The sequence below is a fragment of the Streptomyces massasporeus genome (assembly GCF_014648995.1).
Classification (GTDB): domain Bacteria; phylum Actinomycetota; class Actinomycetes; order Streptomycetales; family Streptomycetaceae; genus Streptomyces; species Streptomyces massasporeus.
Window position 1 is genome coordinate 454,157 of the sequence record NZ_BMSE01000003.1, and the last position, 15,506, is coordinate 469,662.

The 15,506-nt window shown below is 73.7% G+C and carries 16 protein-coding genes; 6 read left to right on the plus strand and 10 right to left on the minus strand.

Annotated features, from left to right (window positions below):
• Window positions 1–12 precede the first annotated feature (12 nt).
• Window positions 13–1,299 carry an ABC transporter substrate-binding protein gene (locus tag IE153_RS11355; RefSeq protein ID WP_189589585.1) on the minus strand — a complete coding sequence of 429 codons (1,287 nt, stop codon included), beginning with the start codon at window positions 1,297–1,299 and terminating at the stop codon, window positions 13–15.
• The gene (locus IE153_RS11360) at window positions 1,274–1,837 is read right to left on the minus strand and encodes an MTB12 C-terminal domain-containing protein (RefSeq protein WP_189589586.1); all 564 of its coding nucleotides are present in this window, start codon (window positions 1,835–1,837) and stop codon (window positions 1,274–1,276) included. The genes IE153_RS11355 and IE153_RS11360 overlap by 26 nt, the downstream gene beginning before the upstream one ends.
• Window positions 1,838–1,982: 145 nt before the next feature.
• Here IE153_RS11360 and IE153_RS11365 point away from each other — a divergent pair, with 145 nt between their 5' ends.
• From IE153_RS11365 to IE153_RS11375, 3 genes are read left to right on the plus strand one after another with little or no spacing between them, the layout of a single operon-like run.
• Window positions 1,983–2,459 (plus strand): hypothetical protein, encoded by a 477-nt coding sequence (locus IE153_RS11365; protein ID WP_189589587.1) that lies wholly within the window; start codon window positions 1,983–1,985, stop codon window positions 2,457–2,459.
• Window positions 2,459–5,416: an ABC transporter permease subunit gene (locus IE153_RS11370; RefSeq protein WP_189589588.1), complete on the plus strand. Its 2,958-nt coding sequence runs from the start codon at window positions 2,459–2,461 to the stop codon at window positions 5,414–5,416. Before IE153_RS11365 ends, IE153_RS11370 begins: the two co-directional genes overlap by 1 nt.
• Window positions 5,413–6,054 (plus strand): ABC transporter ATP-binding protein, encoded by a 642-nt coding sequence (locus IE153_RS11375; RefSeq protein ID WP_189589589.1) that lies wholly within the window; start codon window positions 5,413–5,415, stop codon window positions 6,052–6,054. The genes IE153_RS11370 and IE153_RS11375 overlap by 4 nt, the downstream gene beginning before the upstream one ends.
• A gap of 72 nt (window positions 6,055–6,126) precedes the next feature.
• Here IE153_RS11375 and IE153_RS11380 read toward each other — a convergent pair whose 3' ends face one another.
• Window positions 6,127–6,759 (minus strand): LysM peptidoglycan-binding domain-containing protein, encoded by a 633-nt coding sequence (locus IE153_RS11380; RefSeq protein ID WP_189589590.1) that lies wholly within the window; start codon window positions 6,757–6,759, stop codon window positions 6,127–6,129.
• 544 nt (window positions 6,760–7,303) lie between these two features.
• On the opposite strand from IE153_RS11380, the gene IE153_RS11385 reads away from it, so the two are divergent.
• A complete protein-coding gene (locus IE153_RS11385) occupies window positions 7,304–8,086 on the plus strand; it encodes a DUF8842 C-terminal domain-containing protein (RefSeq protein WP_189589591.1) in 783 nt (260 codons plus the stop codon).
• A gap of 85 nt (window positions 8,087–8,171) precedes the next feature.
• On the plus strand, window positions 8,172–8,561 hold the full coding sequence (locus IE153_RS11390) for a hypothetical protein (RefSeq protein ID WP_189589592.1): 390 nt from the start codon (window positions 8,172–8,174) through the stop codon (window positions 8,559–8,561).
• A gap of 61 nt (window positions 8,562–8,622) precedes the next feature.
• On the opposite strand, the gene der is transcribed toward IE153_RS11390, so the two are convergent.
• From der to aroH, 5 genes are all read right to left on the minus strand, one after another.
• A complete protein-coding gene (gene der / locus IE153_RS11395; RefSeq protein WP_185009574.1) occupies window positions 8,623–10,116 on the minus strand; it encodes a ribosome biogenesis GTPase Der in 1,494 nt (497 codons plus the stop codon).
• A 78-nt stretch (window positions 10,117–10,194) separates the two neighbouring features.
• Window positions 10,195–10,842, minus strand: a complete 648-nt coding sequence (locus tag IE153_RS11400) for a lysophospholipid acyltransferase family protein (RefSeq protein WP_189589593.1) — start codon at window positions 10,840–10,842, stop codon at window positions 10,195–10,197.
• Entirely contained in the window at window positions 10,839–11,519 is a 681-nt protein-coding gene (gene cmk, locus IE153_RS11405; protein WP_189589594.1) for a (d)CMP kinase, read from the minus strand. Before cmk ends, IE153_RS11400 begins: the two co-directional genes overlap by 4 nt.
• A 116-nt stretch (window positions 11,520–11,635) precedes the next feature.
• Window positions 11,636–12,721, minus strand: a complete 1,086-nt coding sequence (locus IE153_RS11410; RefSeq protein WP_189589595.1) for a prephenate dehydrogenase — start codon at window positions 12,719–12,721, stop codon at window positions 11,636–11,638.
• Window positions 12,718–13,080 carry a chorismate mutase gene (gene aroH / locus IE153_RS11415; protein ID WP_031106761.1) on the minus strand — a complete coding sequence of 121 codons (363 nt, stop codon included), beginning with the start codon at window positions 13,078–13,080 and terminating at the stop codon, window positions 12,718–12,720. Before aroH ends, IE153_RS11410 begins: the two co-directional genes overlap by 4 nt.
• A gap of 180 nt (window positions 13,081–13,260) precedes the next feature.
• Here aroH and IE153_RS11420 point away from each other — a divergent pair, with 180 nt between their 5' ends.
• The gene (locus tag IE153_RS11420; protein WP_189589596.1) at window positions 13,261–13,701 is read left to right on the plus strand and encodes a Rieske (2Fe-2S) protein; all 441 of its coding nucleotides are present in this window, start codon (window positions 13,261–13,263) and stop codon (window positions 13,699–13,701) included.
• 24 nt (window positions 13,702–13,725) lie between these two features.
• On the opposite strand, the gene IE153_RS11425 is transcribed toward IE153_RS11420, so the two are convergent.
• Together IE153_RS11425 and IE153_RS11430 are read right to left on the minus strand one after the other, a co-directional pair.
• On the minus strand, window positions 13,726–14,745 hold the full coding sequence (locus tag IE153_RS11425; RefSeq protein ID WP_189589597.1) for an ADP-ribosylglycohydrolase family protein: 1,020 nt from the start codon (window positions 14,743–14,745) through the stop codon (window positions 13,726–13,728).
• Complete coding sequence (locus IE153_RS11430; protein ID WP_189589638.1) at window positions 14,742–15,461, minus strand: NUDIX hydrolase; 720 nt, start codon at window positions 15,459–15,461, stop codon at window positions 14,742–14,744. The genes IE153_RS11425 and IE153_RS11430 overlap by 4 nt, the downstream gene beginning before the upstream one ends.
• Window positions 15,462–15,506: the final 45 nt, after the last annotated feature.

Consider the following 15,506-nt stretch of genomic DNA (forward strand, 5'->3'; position numbering starts at 1 on the left):
CAGCTGTTGTCCTCAAGGCGCGTAGGCCAGTTGCGGGACGGTGAAGCAGGTGCGGTTCATGTCCCCCTGCCCGACCCAGCCCTCGCCGTCCTGCCAGCGGGCCACCGACAGGCAGGTCCGGCTGGTCCTCGGGGGCTCGGGCAGGCGGTCGAAGCGGACGGGGAGCAGCAGTCCTCCGGCGGTGTAGCCCTGGCTGCGGTTCATGTGGGCGTCGACGCACGCGCGCGTGATGCCCGTGGCCGCGCAGGACGTCGCCGCGTCCGTGAACCACCGCGCGGCGGCCCACCCCTCCAGCTGCCACTGGGAGTGCGTCTTCAGGTCCTTCGTCGCCTCGCGGAACTCCCGTACGGCCGGGTGGGCGGTGTCCTCGAAGTTGCGGCTGGCGCCGGTCGCCCACAGGGCGTTGCGGCAGCGCGGGGCGTCCTTGTAGTCGTCGGCGACGGTGGACGTCCAGTTCTGCACGTTGGTCACCTTGGCGGTGACGTGGGCGCCGGCCTCGTCCATGGCCTGGCAGAGCCGGGCGTTGCCGTGCCCGTCGATGGCGTCGAACACCAGGTCGGCGCCCCGTTCCTTGAGGTCGGCGGCGACGGCGCGGAAGTTGGGCAGGGCGAAGTCGACCTGCTCGGTGACGACCTTGTAGCCCTCGGCGCGCAGGCCGCGTTCGACGAGCCGGGCATAGGCGGCCGAGGCGGACTGGTTGTAGGAGACGACGGCGGCGGTGCGGGCGCCGTGCTCGCGTTTGAAGTAGCGGTAGACCTCGGTGCCGCCGTACAGCGTGCCGTCCCAGCCGGGGGTGCCGTCGCGGGGGGCGAGGCTGCCGTAGATGCCGTAGAGGTGCGGGTAGGCGTCGTAGGCGGTGCCGATGGGCTGGCCGCCGATGTCGGGGACGCCCGCGCGGGAGACGCGGGAGGCGCCCGCGTAGTCCAGGGCGGTCGTGGCGACCAGGGCGACGACCTCGTCCTCCTCGACGAGCTTGTGCACGCATTCGTTGTTGCCCACGCCGCTGCCGCCGTCGTCGCACGTGCGCACCTCGACCCGGCGCCCGTCGACGCCCCCGCGCGCGTTGAGCCGGTCGAAGAAGGCCCGGGCGCCGTCGCGCGGGCCGGTGAAGGCGCTGCCGCCGACCGGGCTGGTGGCGCTGGTGATGATGCCGACCCGCAGGGGCGTGGCGTCGCGGGGCGCGGGGGTGCGGTCGTCGTGCTCGAAGTCGCTCTCCGGGAGCCGGCTGCCGCAGGCCGCGCTCAGGGCGAGCAGCAGGACGGCGACGAGAATCTCAGCAACCCGGGACCGGCGACCCATTGCCGCTCATCTGCACCAGCGAGCACAGCGCCTTGACGGACACCTTCCAGGTGCCCTCCTCCTCGACGGCTGTCCCGGAGGCGTTCGGCAGAGCGGTGGCCCCCTTCAGGGTGAGCGTGTACGTCACCTCCGCCTCCGTCGCCGAGGTGAACTCGACCTTGGTGACCTTCGCCTGGACCTGCCCGCCGCGCTCGTCGCCGCTGAAGGCCTGGAGGACCGGGCCCATCCGGTCGCCGTTCTGCAGGATGGCCTGCTTCTCCTCGGTCGAGGTCTTCGGATCGAAGAACTTCTCCCAGTTCTGCCTGACCTCCGCCTCCGCCGCGGCCCGGTCCGCCGGTGCGCTGGCCGGGGCGCTCGTGGTGCGCTCCGAGGTCGGTGTGGGCGGGGTGCTCGAGCTGCCGCCGCCGTAGTCGTCGCTGCATGCCGCGAGGGCCGGGGCCAAGGCCAGAACCAGGGCGGCTGCGATCGCCGTGCCCCGTCCCGCGGTGCGTGGACCCCCCGTCGCGTTCCCCCGCTTGAGGTCGCTGCCGAGAACCATCTGGCTCACCACCGGGTGTCGGTCCGGGCCATGCGCGCCCGGTGCTTTCAGGGTCAGCTTCCACAGGGCATAGTGCAAGCGATCGGCGGACTTGAACAGGCAGCCCGACGCACGCACAGCCGATTCCGACGTGTGGGAGCCAGCGATGCGGACCAGCCGACTGCGGACCGTGCATCCCGTCCTGTGGGCCGGCTGGGCGGCCCTGGCCGCCGGCGCGGTGCTGTGCGTCGTCGGCTGGTACGGAGTCTCCGGCGAGCGTTACGCCGAACGGCAGCTGCCCTACCTGGCCTCCTGCACGATCCCCGGCGGCGCGCTGATCATCGCCGGGGCGGTGCTGCTGGCCCGCGGCCGGGAGTCGATCGCCGCCCGGCGCGTGGAGGAGCTGTACGGCCTGCTGGTGGAGGACGGGCCGGCCGGGCCGGAGGAGACCGGGCGGGCCGCGCTCGCGCCGCTCGCGGTCAGCGGCGACCTGCTGATGGTGCCGGGCGGCACCCTGTGGCACCGCGCGGACTGCCCGCTGGTCGCGGGCAAGGCGGAGGCGGTCCCGGTGGACTCCGAGCTGGTGGCCGGCGGCGAGCTGGATCCGTGCCCGATCTGCGAGCCGGCCGAAGAAGCCGACTGATGTCCTCGCTGACGTACGACCTCACGCTCGCCGGGCTCTCGGTCGGCAGTGCGGCGGCGCTGACCGGGATCGGCCTGATCGTGACGTACCGCGCGACGGGCGTGCTGAACTTCGCGCACGGCGCGATCGCGATGGTGTGCGCGTACGTGCTGCGGCAGTGCGTGGTCGAGTGGGGCTGGCCGCTGTGGCTCGGGGCGGCGGTGACGCTGCTGGTGCTGGCGCCGGGGCTGGGTGTGGTCCTGGAACGGTTCGTGTTCCGGCCCCTGGCGGTCCTGGGCGGTGATCCGGCGCAGACGCTGGTGGCGTCCATCGGGGTGTTCGTGCTGCTGGTGGGCGGGGCGGCGCTGCTGTGGGGGCAGGGGGCGCGGGACGACGCGCCGGTGCTGGTGCCGGACGAGCCGTGGGGGCAGCTGGCGGTGGTGCTGGTGTTGGCCGCCGGGGTCGCGGCGGTGGTCCACCGGACGCGGTTCGGGCGGGAGCTGCGAGCCGTGGTCGACGACCGGCGGCTCGCCGAGCTGGGCGGCATCGACGCGGACCGGGTCGCGGCCACGGGGTGGGCGTTCGGCTCGTTCACGGCCGGTCTGACGGGTGTGCTGCTGGCGCCGTACGTGCGGCTCGACCCGTACGGTCTTTCGCTGCTCGTGATGGAGGTCGTCGCGGTCGCGGTGGCCGCCCGGATGCGGAGTCTGACCCTCGCGGTGGTCGTCGCGCTGGGCATCGGGGTGGCGCAGAGCCAGCTGACCCGGCTGCACCCCTCGGGCTGGGCCGAGCCGCTGCTCCAGGCGGCCGGCACGAACCTGTTCGTCGTCGCGCTGCTGATCGCGGCCCTGGTCCTGCCGGGCGTCGGGGAGCGGGACGCGCTGCCCCGCACGGCCACGGCGTGTGTGCCGACCCCTCCGGGTGCCTGGATCGTGGTGCTCGTGCTGTTCCTGCTGCCGCTGGGGCTCGCCGGCCGGGACCTGCACACCTCGGTCCAGGTCCCGGCGCTGGCCGTGATCCTGCTGTCCCTGGTGGTGGTCACCGGCCGCGGCGGGCAGATCTCGCTGGGGCAGGCGGCGTACGCGGGCCTGGGCGCCCTGTTCACGGCCCTGCTGGCGGCGGGCCGTTTCCCGGGGCTGCCCGCGCTGCCGGAACTGGCCGCTCTCGCGGTGGCGGTGGTCCTGGTGGCGCCGCTCGGTCTGCTGACGGGCTGGCCGGCGATCGGCCGCCGGGGCCTGGCGCTGGCACTGGCGACGTTCGCGGTCGGGGTGGGGGTGAGCCGCTTCGTCTTCGCCCAGCCGTACGCCACCGCGGGCCTGTCGCTGGGCCGCCCCGCGGGCTTCGAGGGGGACCGGGCCTACTACGTCCTGGAGCTGCTGCTGCTCGCGGTCGCACTGCTGGCGGCGCACACGCTGCGCCGGGGGCGGACGGGCCGGGCCCTGGCCGCCATGCGGGATCACGAGCGGGGCGCGCAGGCGGCGGGCGTCGGCGTGCCCTCCCTGAAGCTGCTGGCCTTCGTCGCGGGCGCCGCGCTGGCCGCGCTGGGCGGCGGCATGCTCGGCATGGGCCTGCGTGCGTTCGACGCCGCCGCCTACGACCCCGTGCGGGGCCTGCTGTGGTTCGCGGCGGTGGTGGTGCTGGGCGCCGACAGCACGCTCGGCGCCCTCGCCGCGGCGGCTCTCCTGGTCGGGCTGGACGCGGGCACCCGCGGCGGGTTCGCGGCGGCCCTCATCGGCATCCTGGCGATCCTGGTGGGCCGTTTCCCCGGCGGCCCGTACGAGGCCCTGCGCACCGCGGCGGAACGCCTGCGGCCGCGCCGCGTCCCGGCCCTGACGGCGGTGGGGGCCCGAGCCCGCGGAAGGCTGCGCCCGGCGGCGCCGGAGACGGTCCGCAGGGCACCGGTGCCGCGCGGCGCGACGGGCGTGACACGCGGGGCGCAGGGCGCGGGAGCGGGGGGCCGACGCGGACTCCGGGGCGACGTGAGCGGATCGGTCCCGCGGGGCGACGCGGGCCGTTCGGGACGCGGCCCGTCGGGCCGTGCCGCCACCCACCTGCCGAGCAACGACGGCCACCCGTCGGCCGGAGGGCCCGAGAGGGGCCCCGAGCCACCCGGCTCCTCCGCAGCCGCCAGGGCGGAGGCGACGCCAGAGACGTCCGGGCCCTCCTCCGCCACCCGGGCCGGCACGACCCTCGGCCCCTCTTCCGGCCCTCGGCCGCGCCCGGCGGCGCCCGGCGGCGGCGCGCCCTCGTCCACGGGACCGACCACCGCCACCGCGCCCGCCGGTCTCCTTCTCACCGCCCGCCACCTCCACGCGCACTACGGCCGCTTCACCGCCCTCGACGGGGTGGATCTGGACCTCTCCCCCGGCCGGGTCACGGCGGTCGTGGGGCCCAACGGGGCCGGGAAGAGCACCCTGTTCCACTGTCTGGCAGGGACGCTGCAGCCCGCGCGCGGGACGGTGCGGCTCGGCGGGCGGGACATCACCGCGCTGCCCGCCCACGCCCGCACCCGGCTCGGTGTCGCACGCACCTTCCAGCAACTGGCCGTCTTCCCCACGCTGACCGTGGCCGAGAACGTGCGGGTGGGTGCCGAGCAGGGGCGGGTGACCGACCCGGGCGCCGTGGAGCGCACCCTCAGGCTGCTCGGCCTCGACGGCCCCGTGCGCGCGCTGCCCGCCGCCGGGCTGCCCACCGGGACGCTGCGCCGCGTCGAACTGGCCCGGGTCCTCGCGGGCAGCCCCCGCGTCCTCCTCCTCGACGAACCCGCCGCGGGTCTGGACACCGCCGAGGTGTCCGCCCTGGCCCGGGTCCTGAAGGCGCTGGCCGCCGAGGGCACGGCTCTCCTCGTCGTGGAGCACGACCTGGATCTGGTGGCCGGTCTCGCCGACGTCGTGCACGTGATGGCCGCGGGCCGGATCGTCGCCTCCGGCCCGCCCGCACGGGTCCTGGACGCCCTGGAGCCGGAGGCCGGCCGATGACGACCGTCGCCCTGCGCCACGCGCGCGTGCGCTACGGCCCCCTGGAGGCCCTGCACGGCGTCGGCCTCACCGCCCCCGGCCCGGGCCTCACCGTGCTGCTGGGCCGCAACGGCTCCGGCCGCACCACCGCCCTGCGCGCCCTGGCGGGCACGGTGCCCCTGTCGGGCGGCGCGGTGCTGTGGGACGGCGCCGACGTGACCCGCGTACCCGCCTACGAACGCGCCCGGCGCGGCATGTGCCTGGTGCCGGAGCGGCGGGCCGTGTTCGGCTCGCTCACCGTGCGCGAGAACCTCGAACTCGCCGCGCGCGACCCCGCCGTGGCCCTCGACGCCTACCCGCAGCTGCGGCCCCTGCTGCAGCGGCGCGCCGGCACTCTCTCCGGCGGGGAGCAGCGGATGCTCGCCCTCTCCCGGGCGCTGCTCGCCCGGGCGCGCGTGGTGCTCGTCGACGAGCCCGCCCAGGGCATGTCGCCCGCGGTCGCGGCCCGGACGTACGCGCTGCTGGGCGCGCTCGACGCGTGCGTGGTGGTCGCCGAGCAGCGGCTGCCGCCCGCCCTGCGGGGAAGGCCCGCGATCGTCTACGAACTGCGCCGCGGGGCCGTCGTGTTCGCCGGGGAGGCGGGTGAGCTCGAGGGGTGATCCGGGACGCCGAGACCCCGCCCGGTCGGTCGACCGGACGGGGCCCGTGTCCCGGCGAGGGGGAGCAGCGGCTCAGAACTCGAGGCGCAGGCCGGGCACGATCACGTCGGGATCTCCGCCGATGGCGGCCTTGTTGGCGGCATAGAGGCGCTGCCAGGTGGTCCCGTGCCGGGCGGCGACGCCGCTCAGCGTGTCGCCCCGGCGGACGGTGTAGTCACCGCGGGAGGAGCCGCGGTCCGCGTGTTCCGTGGAACGCGCCGGCGCCTTCGACGGTTTCGCCGGGGCCTGTTGGGTGGAGGTGACCGGGTCGGCTGCGGGTGCGCCGCCGCTCGCCCCGGCGCGTGCCGAGCAGGTCGGCCAGGCGCCCCATCCCTGGGCGCGCTGGACCTTGGTGGCGACGGCTATCTGCTGGGACCTGCTCGCCCGGTCGGCGGTGGGCGCGTAGGCCGTGCCGCCGTAGGCGTTCCAGGTGGAGGGGGCGAACTGGAGTCCGCCGTAGTAGCCGTTGCCGGTGTTGATGTGCCAGTCGCCGCCGCTCTCGCACTGGGCGATGCGGTCCCACACTCCGCTGTCGGCCGCCGCGGCGTTTCCGGTCGCGGCCAGCAGTCCGAGGGGCGCGAGCAGTGCGGCCCCGGCGAGGACCGCCGTCGTTCGAACCTGGTTCTTCCGGGCGGTGGAGCGAGTGGTATCGGCACATTCGGACATGTAGGTCCCTCTCGGAACACCCGGGCTTCCCCCAAGGCGGAGCGCTGCTCCCGCGCCATGGGGCGCGGGGGTCGCGCTCGCCCCGTCCACCGGAGCGGTACTGCGCCCGGTTCCTGGGAACCCGGCGGCCGGTGGACGTACCCGAGCGGTGCTCGTTGCACACGGCGGAGGAATCTAAGGAGGCCGGCGGCTTCCATCAACCAGTCGCCCGTCCTGGCAGGCCAGTTCGGTAATACCTCGGGTAACGGCTATTTCCGGACACCCACTTCATTCGCGGATTTCCGGATTTGTCGGCCCACCCTCCCGACGATCTGTGACCCACTTCACCCTCTCAAGACCCTTGCCACAACGGCGAGTTGACGGTGAGTGCGGGATTCCGCTCCGAGCGTGACCCTGTGCGCTGGTTGGTTCGATTCCATTCGCCCTGGGGCGTGACTCCCGCCACAGATCGCCCGTTGTCTTCTTCATGAGCCGGGACCTACCCGGACCACGGGCCGGGAGCCACCCGGCTTTGCCACGCACCGCATCCCCGAGGGAGCCACCCGTGCCGCGCATGCTCGACGTCAGCGACGAGGTACGCGCCGAGATCGGCGACGAAGAAGCCGACCGCCTGCTCGCCGGAGAGACCGCTCCGGGCAGCTACGACTGCACGTCGTGCCGCACTCCGGGCGACTCGGAGCAGGAGCGCACCAGCACCGTCCTGTTCATCGGGGACGAGACCGCCGTCCTCGCCTTCGCCCACGCCGGCTGCCTGCCCTCGCAGGTCGTGCAGGTCACCGAGGAGCAGTTGCGGGGCGCCGTGAAGTCCATCACCGGCGACACCGTCGACCTGGAGCCCGACAAGATGGTGCCCGAGCAGGCGGTGCTCGGCGTGACCAGCGGGCTCGTCCTGATCGGCGGGGAGCTGCACCCGGCCCTGGTGGTGGAGCCGACGGGGCCCATCGCCCGGCCCGGCACGACCGGGGCCGGCGACGAATTCCTGCCGCTGCTCATCGAGCAGGGCTTCATGCCCCTGACCGACCTGTCCGCCGTACCGCCGGTGCTGCACGGCTGGTCGGTGCTGCTCGCCGTGGGCCAGCTGCACGCGGTGCTCCAGCCGGGCAGCAACGGCGGCCAGCCGGTGGCCTGGTGGCAGGCGCACCAGCCGCTCCAGGTGACCGACCCCTGGCGCGCGGCCGCCAACAAGCACCAGCAGGTGCTGATGTTCGCCGCGCCCGTCGGCTCGGTCGGCCGTCAGCCGCGCGAGGACCTGCTGCGGGACGCGCTGGACAAGGCGGCGGCCAACGGCAAGCTGGTCGCCTCGGCGCTGCCGCTGGCCGGCACCTGAGCCCCGCGTCACCCGCGCAGCCCCTACACCCGCGAAAGCCGTACCAGGGCCGCATCCCTTGACCCGCGGGGTCGTTTGGACATACGTGCACGAATACGACGTTCCCCGCCGCCACTCCTTCTCGCCGATCCCGTCCGCGCGATCGGCTCAGGACTCCCAGGGCGGCCCATCGGCCACGCCGATCTACGACGCGCTCTACACCGAGTACGTCAAGTCCTTCCGCGCACTGCCCGGCGATCGCAGCGGCGAGGAGAAGCTGGGCTTCACCGCCTTCGGGAACACCCCGCACGGTTCGGGCTCGTACGGGGGCGGGTCGTACGGCAGCTCGTACAGCGCCTACAGCGCGGGCGCCCAGAGCGCCCGTCATGCCGCCGGGCAGCAGCCGCAGTGGCAGCGCGTCGGCACCATCGGCTCGCACGGCACGGGGATGCACTACGTGCCCGCCGGGCTGCCGCCGGGGCGGCGCGGCGTCTGAGCGAGAAGCGGACACCGGAAAGGGCGGCCCCGTCGGGGCCGCCCTTTCCGGTGTTCTCGCGTTACTTCTTCTTGCCGCGCTTCTCGCGCACCCGCACGGAGATGTGGATCGGCGTCCCGTCGAAGCCGAACTCCTCGCGCAGGCGGCGCTCGATGAAGCGCCGGTAACCGGCCTCGATGAAGCCGGAGGCGAACAGCACGAACCGCGGCGGCTTGGTGCCCGCCTGCGTGCCGAACAGGATGCGGGGCTGCTTGCCGCCCCGGACCGGGTGCGGGTGGGCGGCGACGAGCTCACCGAGGAAGGCGTTCAGCCGGCCCGTCGGGACCCGGGTCTCCCAGCCCGCCAGGGCCGTCTCGATCGCCGGGACCAGCTTCTCCATGTGCCGCCCGGTGCGCGCCGAGACGTTGACCCGCGGCGCCCACGTGACCTGGCCGAGCTCGGTCTCGATCTCCCGCTCCAGGTAGTAGCGGCGCTCCTCGTCGAGGGTGTCCCACTTGTTGTAGGCGAGGACGATCGCGCGGCCCGCCTCGACGGCCATGGTGACGATCCGCTGGTCCTGCACCGAGATGGACTCGGAGCCGTCGATCAGGATGACCGCGACCTCCGCCTTCTCGACGGCGGCCGCCGTGCGCAGCGAGGCGTAGTAGTCAGCGCCCTGCTGGAGGTGGACGCGCTTGCGGATGCCCGCCGTGTCGACGAACTTCCAGGTGACGCCGCCGAGTTCGATCAGCTCGTCGACCGGGTCACGGGTGGTGCCCGCCAGCTCGTTGACGACGACGCGCTCCTCGCCCGCCACCTTGTTCAGCAGCGAGGACTTGCCGACGTTCGGGCGTCCGATCAGGGCGATGCGGCGCGGGCCGCCGATGCCGCCCCCGCCGAACGTCTCGCGCGGCGCCTCGGGGAGCACTTCGAGGACCTGGTCGAGCATGTCGCCGGTGCCTCGGCCGTGCAGTGCGGAGACCGGGTGCGGCTCCCCCAGGCCCAGCGACCACAGGTAGGAGGCGTCGGCCTCGCCGCTCGGGCCGTCCACCTTGTTGGCGCACAGCACGACCGGCTTGCCGGCCTTGCGCAGCAGCCGGACGACGGCCTCGTCGGTGTCGGTGGCGCCGACCTTGGCGTCGACGACGAAGACGACCGCGTCGGCGGCCTCGATGGCGTACTCGGCCTGGGCGGCGACGGAGGCGTCGATGCCGAGGACGTCCTGCTCCCAGCCTCCGGTGTCGACGACCTTGAAGCGGCGGCCGGCCCACTCGGCCTCGTAGGTGACGCGGTCGCGGGTGACGCCGGGCTTGTCCTCGACGACGGCTTCGCGGCGTCCGATGATCCGGTTCACCAGAGTCGACTTGCCGACATTGGGGCGGCCGACGACGGCGAGCACGGGCAGCGGGCCGTGGCCCGCCGCCTCGATGGCGCCCTCGACGTCCTCGGGGTCGAAGCCCTCCTCCGCGGCGAGCTCCATGAACTCCGCGAACTCGGCGTCGCCGAGCGCCCCGTGGTCATGCTCGAGCGCGCCCTCGGACGCGTCCGAGCCGTCGGGCTGGATGTGGTCGTTCATGAAGTCCGTACCTCGTCGTTCATCGTGGTGGTCGGTGGAGTACCCGCTGTTCCGGGCTGATCCACTACTCAGTGTCGTCTAGCGCCCGGTGAGGCGCCTGGCGTTTTCCAGGTGGGCCGCGAGCTGCTTCTGGATGCGCCCGGTCGCCTCGTCCAGCGCCTTGCGCGTCCGGCGGCCGCTGCCGTCGCCCGCCTCGAAGGGCTCTCCGAAGACGACGTCGACGCGGGAGCGCAGCGGAGGCAGCCCCTTTATCAACCGTCCGGGCTTGTCGGAACTTCCCAGCACGGCCACCGGGACGATCGGAGCGTCGCTGCGCACCGCGAAGTACGCGAGGCCGGCGCGCAGCGACGCGAAGTCGCCCTCGCCCCGGGTGCCCTCCGGGAAGATGCCGAGCACGCCGCCTTCGGCCAGGACGCCGAGCGCCTGGGTGATCGCCGTGCGGTCGGTGGTGTCGCGGTCGACCTTCACCTGCCCGATGCCGAGCAGGAAGGGGTCCAGCGGTCCGATGAACGCTTCCTTCTTGATCAGGAAGTGGGTCGGCCGGGGCGCCACACCCATGACCATCGGACCGTCGATGTTGTGGGAGTGGTTGACCGCGAAGATCACCGGGCCGCTCGCGGGCACCCGCCAGGCGCCGAGCACACGCGGCTTCCACAGCCCGTACATCAGGCCGACGCCGATGCGCCGCCCGACCTCGGCACCCCGCGCCGAAGGCAGCTCGGTCACTTTCCGGCCCGCTTCTCCTCGACGAGGGTGACGACGCACTCGATGACCTGGGCCAGCGTGAGCTCGGTGGTGTCCACCTCGACGGCGTCGTCCGCCTTGGCGAGCGGGGAGGCCTTGCGGCTGGAGTCGGCGGCGTCCCGCTTGATCAGGGCCTCGCGGGTGGAGTGGACGTCGGAGCCCTTCAGCTCGCCACTGCGGCGGGCGGCACGCGCCTCCGGGGAGGCGGTGAGGAAGATCTTGAGGTCGGCGTCCGGCAGCACGGTCGTGCCGATGTCCCGGCCCTCGACGACGATGCCCTGCTCGGCGGAGGCGGCGATCGAGCGCTGCAGCTCGGTGATCCGGGTGCGCACCTCGGGCACCGCGCTGACCGCGCTGACCTTGGAGGAGACCTCCTGGGTGCGGATCGGACCGGCCACGTCCACGCCGTCGACCGTGATGGTCGGGCCCTCCGGGTCGGTGCCGGAGACGATCTCGGGCTTGCCCGCGGCGGCGGCGATGGCGGACGGGTCGTCTATGTCGATGCCGTTGCTCACCATCCACCAGGTGATCGCCCGGTACTGGGCGCCGGTGTCCAGATAGCTCAGCCCGAGCTGGGCCGCCACGGCCTTCGAGGTGCTCGACTTGCCGGTGCCGGCGGGGCCGTCGATGGCGACAATCACTGGCGTGGCGCTTTCCACAGTGGGGACCTTCCTGGACCGGGCTCGGCGGGGGTGAGGGCGAGAGTGCCCCGCACAAGGTTACTGGGTTCGCGTCACTCGTCCGGCCGCGCGTCGGCCGGCCCCCTGCGTCCCGCCTACTGCCGGAGCGCCCAGCCCCTCTCCCGCAGCGCGGCGCTCAGGACCGGGGCCGCCTTCGGCTCCACCATCAGCTGCACCAGACCGGCCTGCTGCCCCGTGGCGTGCTCGATCCGTACGTCCTCGATGTTGACGCCGGCCAGGCCCGCGTCGGCGAAGATCCGGGCCAGCTGTCCCGGCTGGTCGTCGATGAGCACGGCCACGACCTCGTAGGCCCGGGGCGCGGAGCCGTGCTTGCCGGGGACGCGGACCTGCCCGGCGTTGCCGCGCCGCAGCACGTCCTCGATACCGCCGGCGCCCTCGCGGCGCTTGTGGTCGTCGGAGGACTGCAGGGCGCGCAGGGCCCGCACGGTCTCCTCCAGGTCGGCGGCGACGTCCGTGAGCAGGTCGGCGACCGGCGCGGGGTTCGCGGAGAGGATGTCGATCCACATCCGGGGGTCGGAGGCGGCGATCCGCGTCACGTCCCGGATGCCCTGCCCGCACAGCCGTACGGCGGACTCCTCGGCGTGCTCCAGCCGCGCGGCGACCAGGCTGGAGACCAGGTGGGGCATGTGGGAGACGAGGGCGACGGCACGGTCGTGGGCGTCGGCGTCCATGACGACCGGCACGGCCCGGCAGTGCGAGACCAGCTCGAGGGCGAGGTTCAGCACCTCGGTGTCGGTGTCCCGGGTCGGGGTCAGCACCCAGGGGCGGCCCTCGAAGAGATCGCCGGTCGCGGCCAGCGGTCCGGACTTCTCACGGCCCGACATGGGGTGCGAGCCGATGTACGCGGACAGGTCGAGGCCGCGTGCCTCCAGCTCGCGGCGCGGCCCTCCCTTCACGCTGGCGACGTCGAGGTAGCCGCGTCCGGCACCGCGGCTGATGGCGTCGGTGAGCACGTCCGCCACGTGCGCGGGCGGGGCGGCGACGATCACGAGGTCGACGGGCCCGTCCGGCACCTCGTCCGTGCCGGCGCCGAGGGCGGCCGCCGTACGAGCCTGCTCCGGGTCCGGATCGGCGAGGTGCACGGTGACGCCCCGCTGGGACAGGGCCAGGGCGGCGGACGTCCCGATCAGGCCGGTGCCGATGACGAGTGCGGTCCTCACTGGGCGATGTCCTTGCGCAGGGCGGCGGCGGCACCGAGGTAGACGTGGGCGATGTCGGCGCGGGGCCGGTCGGACTCGATGTGCGCGAGGACCCGGACGACGCGCGGCATGGCGCCTTCGATGTCCAGCTCCTGGGCGCAGATGAGGGGCACGTCGACGATGCCCAGCTTGCGGGCGGCGGCGGCCGGGAAGTCGCTGTGCAGGTCGGGCGTGGCCGTGAACCAGATGCTGATCAGGTCGTCGGCGGCGAGATCGTTGCGCTCCAGGATCTCCGTGAGCAGGGCTCCGACCTGCTCGTCCATGTGCCCGGCCTCGTCCCGTTCGAGTTGGACGGCGCCCCGGACCGCTCGTACCGCCACGGCGATGCTCCTTGCTGACGTGCGTGTCGCTCTACGTCCGACCAGCCTAGTCAGCCCGGGCGGCCCGGGTGCGCGGCGCCCGCCCGGTGAGACGCCAGGATCGGCCTCTTTGGGTAGGTTCAGTGCCAAGATGATGGAAATTTCCGATTCACCCCTCTTTGGCACTTTCGGAGTGACGACATGACCTACGAGACCACGCGCCGCACGGTTCTCCTCGCGACGGGCGCGACCGGCGCGGCGGCGCTCGTCACGGCCTGCGGCGGAGGAGGAGACGACAGCGGCTCCACGTCGACACAGTCCCCCACCGGCGGGGACGCGACGAGCGGGCCCGCCGGCCAGGTCCTGGCGAACATCGACGAGATCCCGGTCGGCGGCGGCAAGATCTTCAAGGACGAAGAAGTCGTGGTGACCCAGCCGGAGCAGGGGCAGTTCAAGGCCTTCTCGGCGATCTGCACCCACCAGCGCTGCCTGGTGTCCACCGTCTCCGACGGCACCATCAACTGCCCCTGCCACGGCAGCAAGTTCCGCGTCGCCGACGGCGCGGTGGCGCACGGCCCGGCGACCCGGCCGTTGCCCGCCGAGAAGATCACGGTGGAGGGGAACTCGGTTCGCCTGACGTGAGGGTCCGCGACCGGGGCCGCGGCGTCACGCGTCCCACAGCGCCCCGAGAGTGAGCAGGTCGGTCCGGTACTCGATGCGGTCGGCCCATTCGGTGGGCCAGGCCTCCGCGCCCAGGTAGGCGCCCGCGAAGGCGCCCGTCAGGCAGGCGATCGAGTCCGAGTCGCCGGCGGTGCAGGCGGCGCGACGCAGGGCGGTCACCGGTTCGTCGACGAAGAGCAGGAAGCACAGCAGCCCGGTCGCCAGGGCCTCCTCGGCGATCCAGCCCTCGCCGGTGGCCAGACAGGGGTCGGTCTCCGGCGAGACGGTGCGCACGGCGTGCTGGAGCCGTTCGAGGACCTCCAGGCACTCGTCCCAGCCGCGCGCGATGAACTGCCCGGGGCCGGGGTCCCCGGCCCGCCGCCACAGGTCGCCGAGCCAGCGCTCGTGGTAGTGGCCGCGGTTCTCCAGGGCGTACGAGCGGAGCAGGCCGATCAGCCCGGTCGGCTCCGCACCCTGCGCGAGCAGGCGTACGGCGTGCGCGGTGAGGTCGGACGCGGCGAGCGCGGTGGGGTGCCCGTGGGTGAGGGCGGACTGCAACTGGGCGGCACCCGCGCGCTGTTCGTCGCTCAGGCCGGACACCAGGCCCAGCGGCGCGACGCGCATGTTGGCACCGCAGCCCTTGGATTCGGTCTGGCTGGCGTCCTGCCAGGGGCGGGATTCGTCCTTCAGCAGGTAGCAGGCCTTCATGCAGGTGCGGCCCGGAGCCCGGTTGTTCTCCGGGGACTGGTACCAGTTCACGAACTCCTCGCGCAGGGGCCGCACCAGTCGCAGCGGGGCAAGCACCCCGCGGTCCATCGCGGTCCGCACCGCGTGACCCAGCGCCAGTGTCATCTGGGTGTCGTCCGAGACCATGGCGCGCTTCGGCAGCTCCATCTCCCGCCATGGCCCGCACTTGGCGAGGATCGCGGGGACGTCGTCGAACTCGGTGGGATAGCCCAGCGCGTCGCCGAGGGCCAGGCCCGTCAGCGCTCCGGTGGCGGCTTGCTTGTGGACGAGCGTGGTCATGCGGGGCGTCCTTCCCGGGCGGGCCGGAGGAGAGGCGGGTGGAGGGCGGTGGCGGTGCCGGCGCGGTACAGCGCGGCGGGTTTGCCGCGGCCGCCGGTCAGTCGCGCGGCGCCGGGAACGGGTGCGACGAAGCCCGGCGTGGCGAGCACCTTGCGCCGGAAGTTGGGCCGGTCGAGCTCGGTGCCCCACACGGTCTCGTAGACCTGCTGGAGCTCGCCGAGGGTGAACTCGGGCGCGCAGAAGGCGGTGGCGAGGCAGGTGTACTCGAGCTTGGCTCCGACGCGGTCGTGGGCGTCGGCCAGGATGCGGTCGTGGTCGAAGGCGAGCGGCCCCGCCGTGGCGTACGGCACCCAGCGGGCCTGCGCCGCGTCGCTGCCGCCGTGCGCCTCGGGGGCGTCGGGCAGCAGCGCCGCGAAGGCGACCGAGACGACCCGCATCCGGGGGTCTCGGCCGGGCTCGCTGTAGGTCCGCAGCTGCTCCAGATGCAGCCCCGAGACGTCGGACAGGCCTGTTTCCTCGGCGAGTTCACGCCGGGCGGCCGTCTCCGCCGACTCGTCCGGCTGCAGGAATCCGCCGGGCAGCGCCCAGTGCCCGGCGTACGGCTCCTGCCCGCGCTCGACGAGCAGCACGTGCAGCGCGCCCTCCCGGAGGGTGAACACGGCGAGGTCGACGGTGACGGCGAAGGGCTCGTGGGCGTACTTGTCGTAGCCGTTCATGGCGAACACCGAACACCCCCTTTAATAGTCAGTGCGACTATAAAG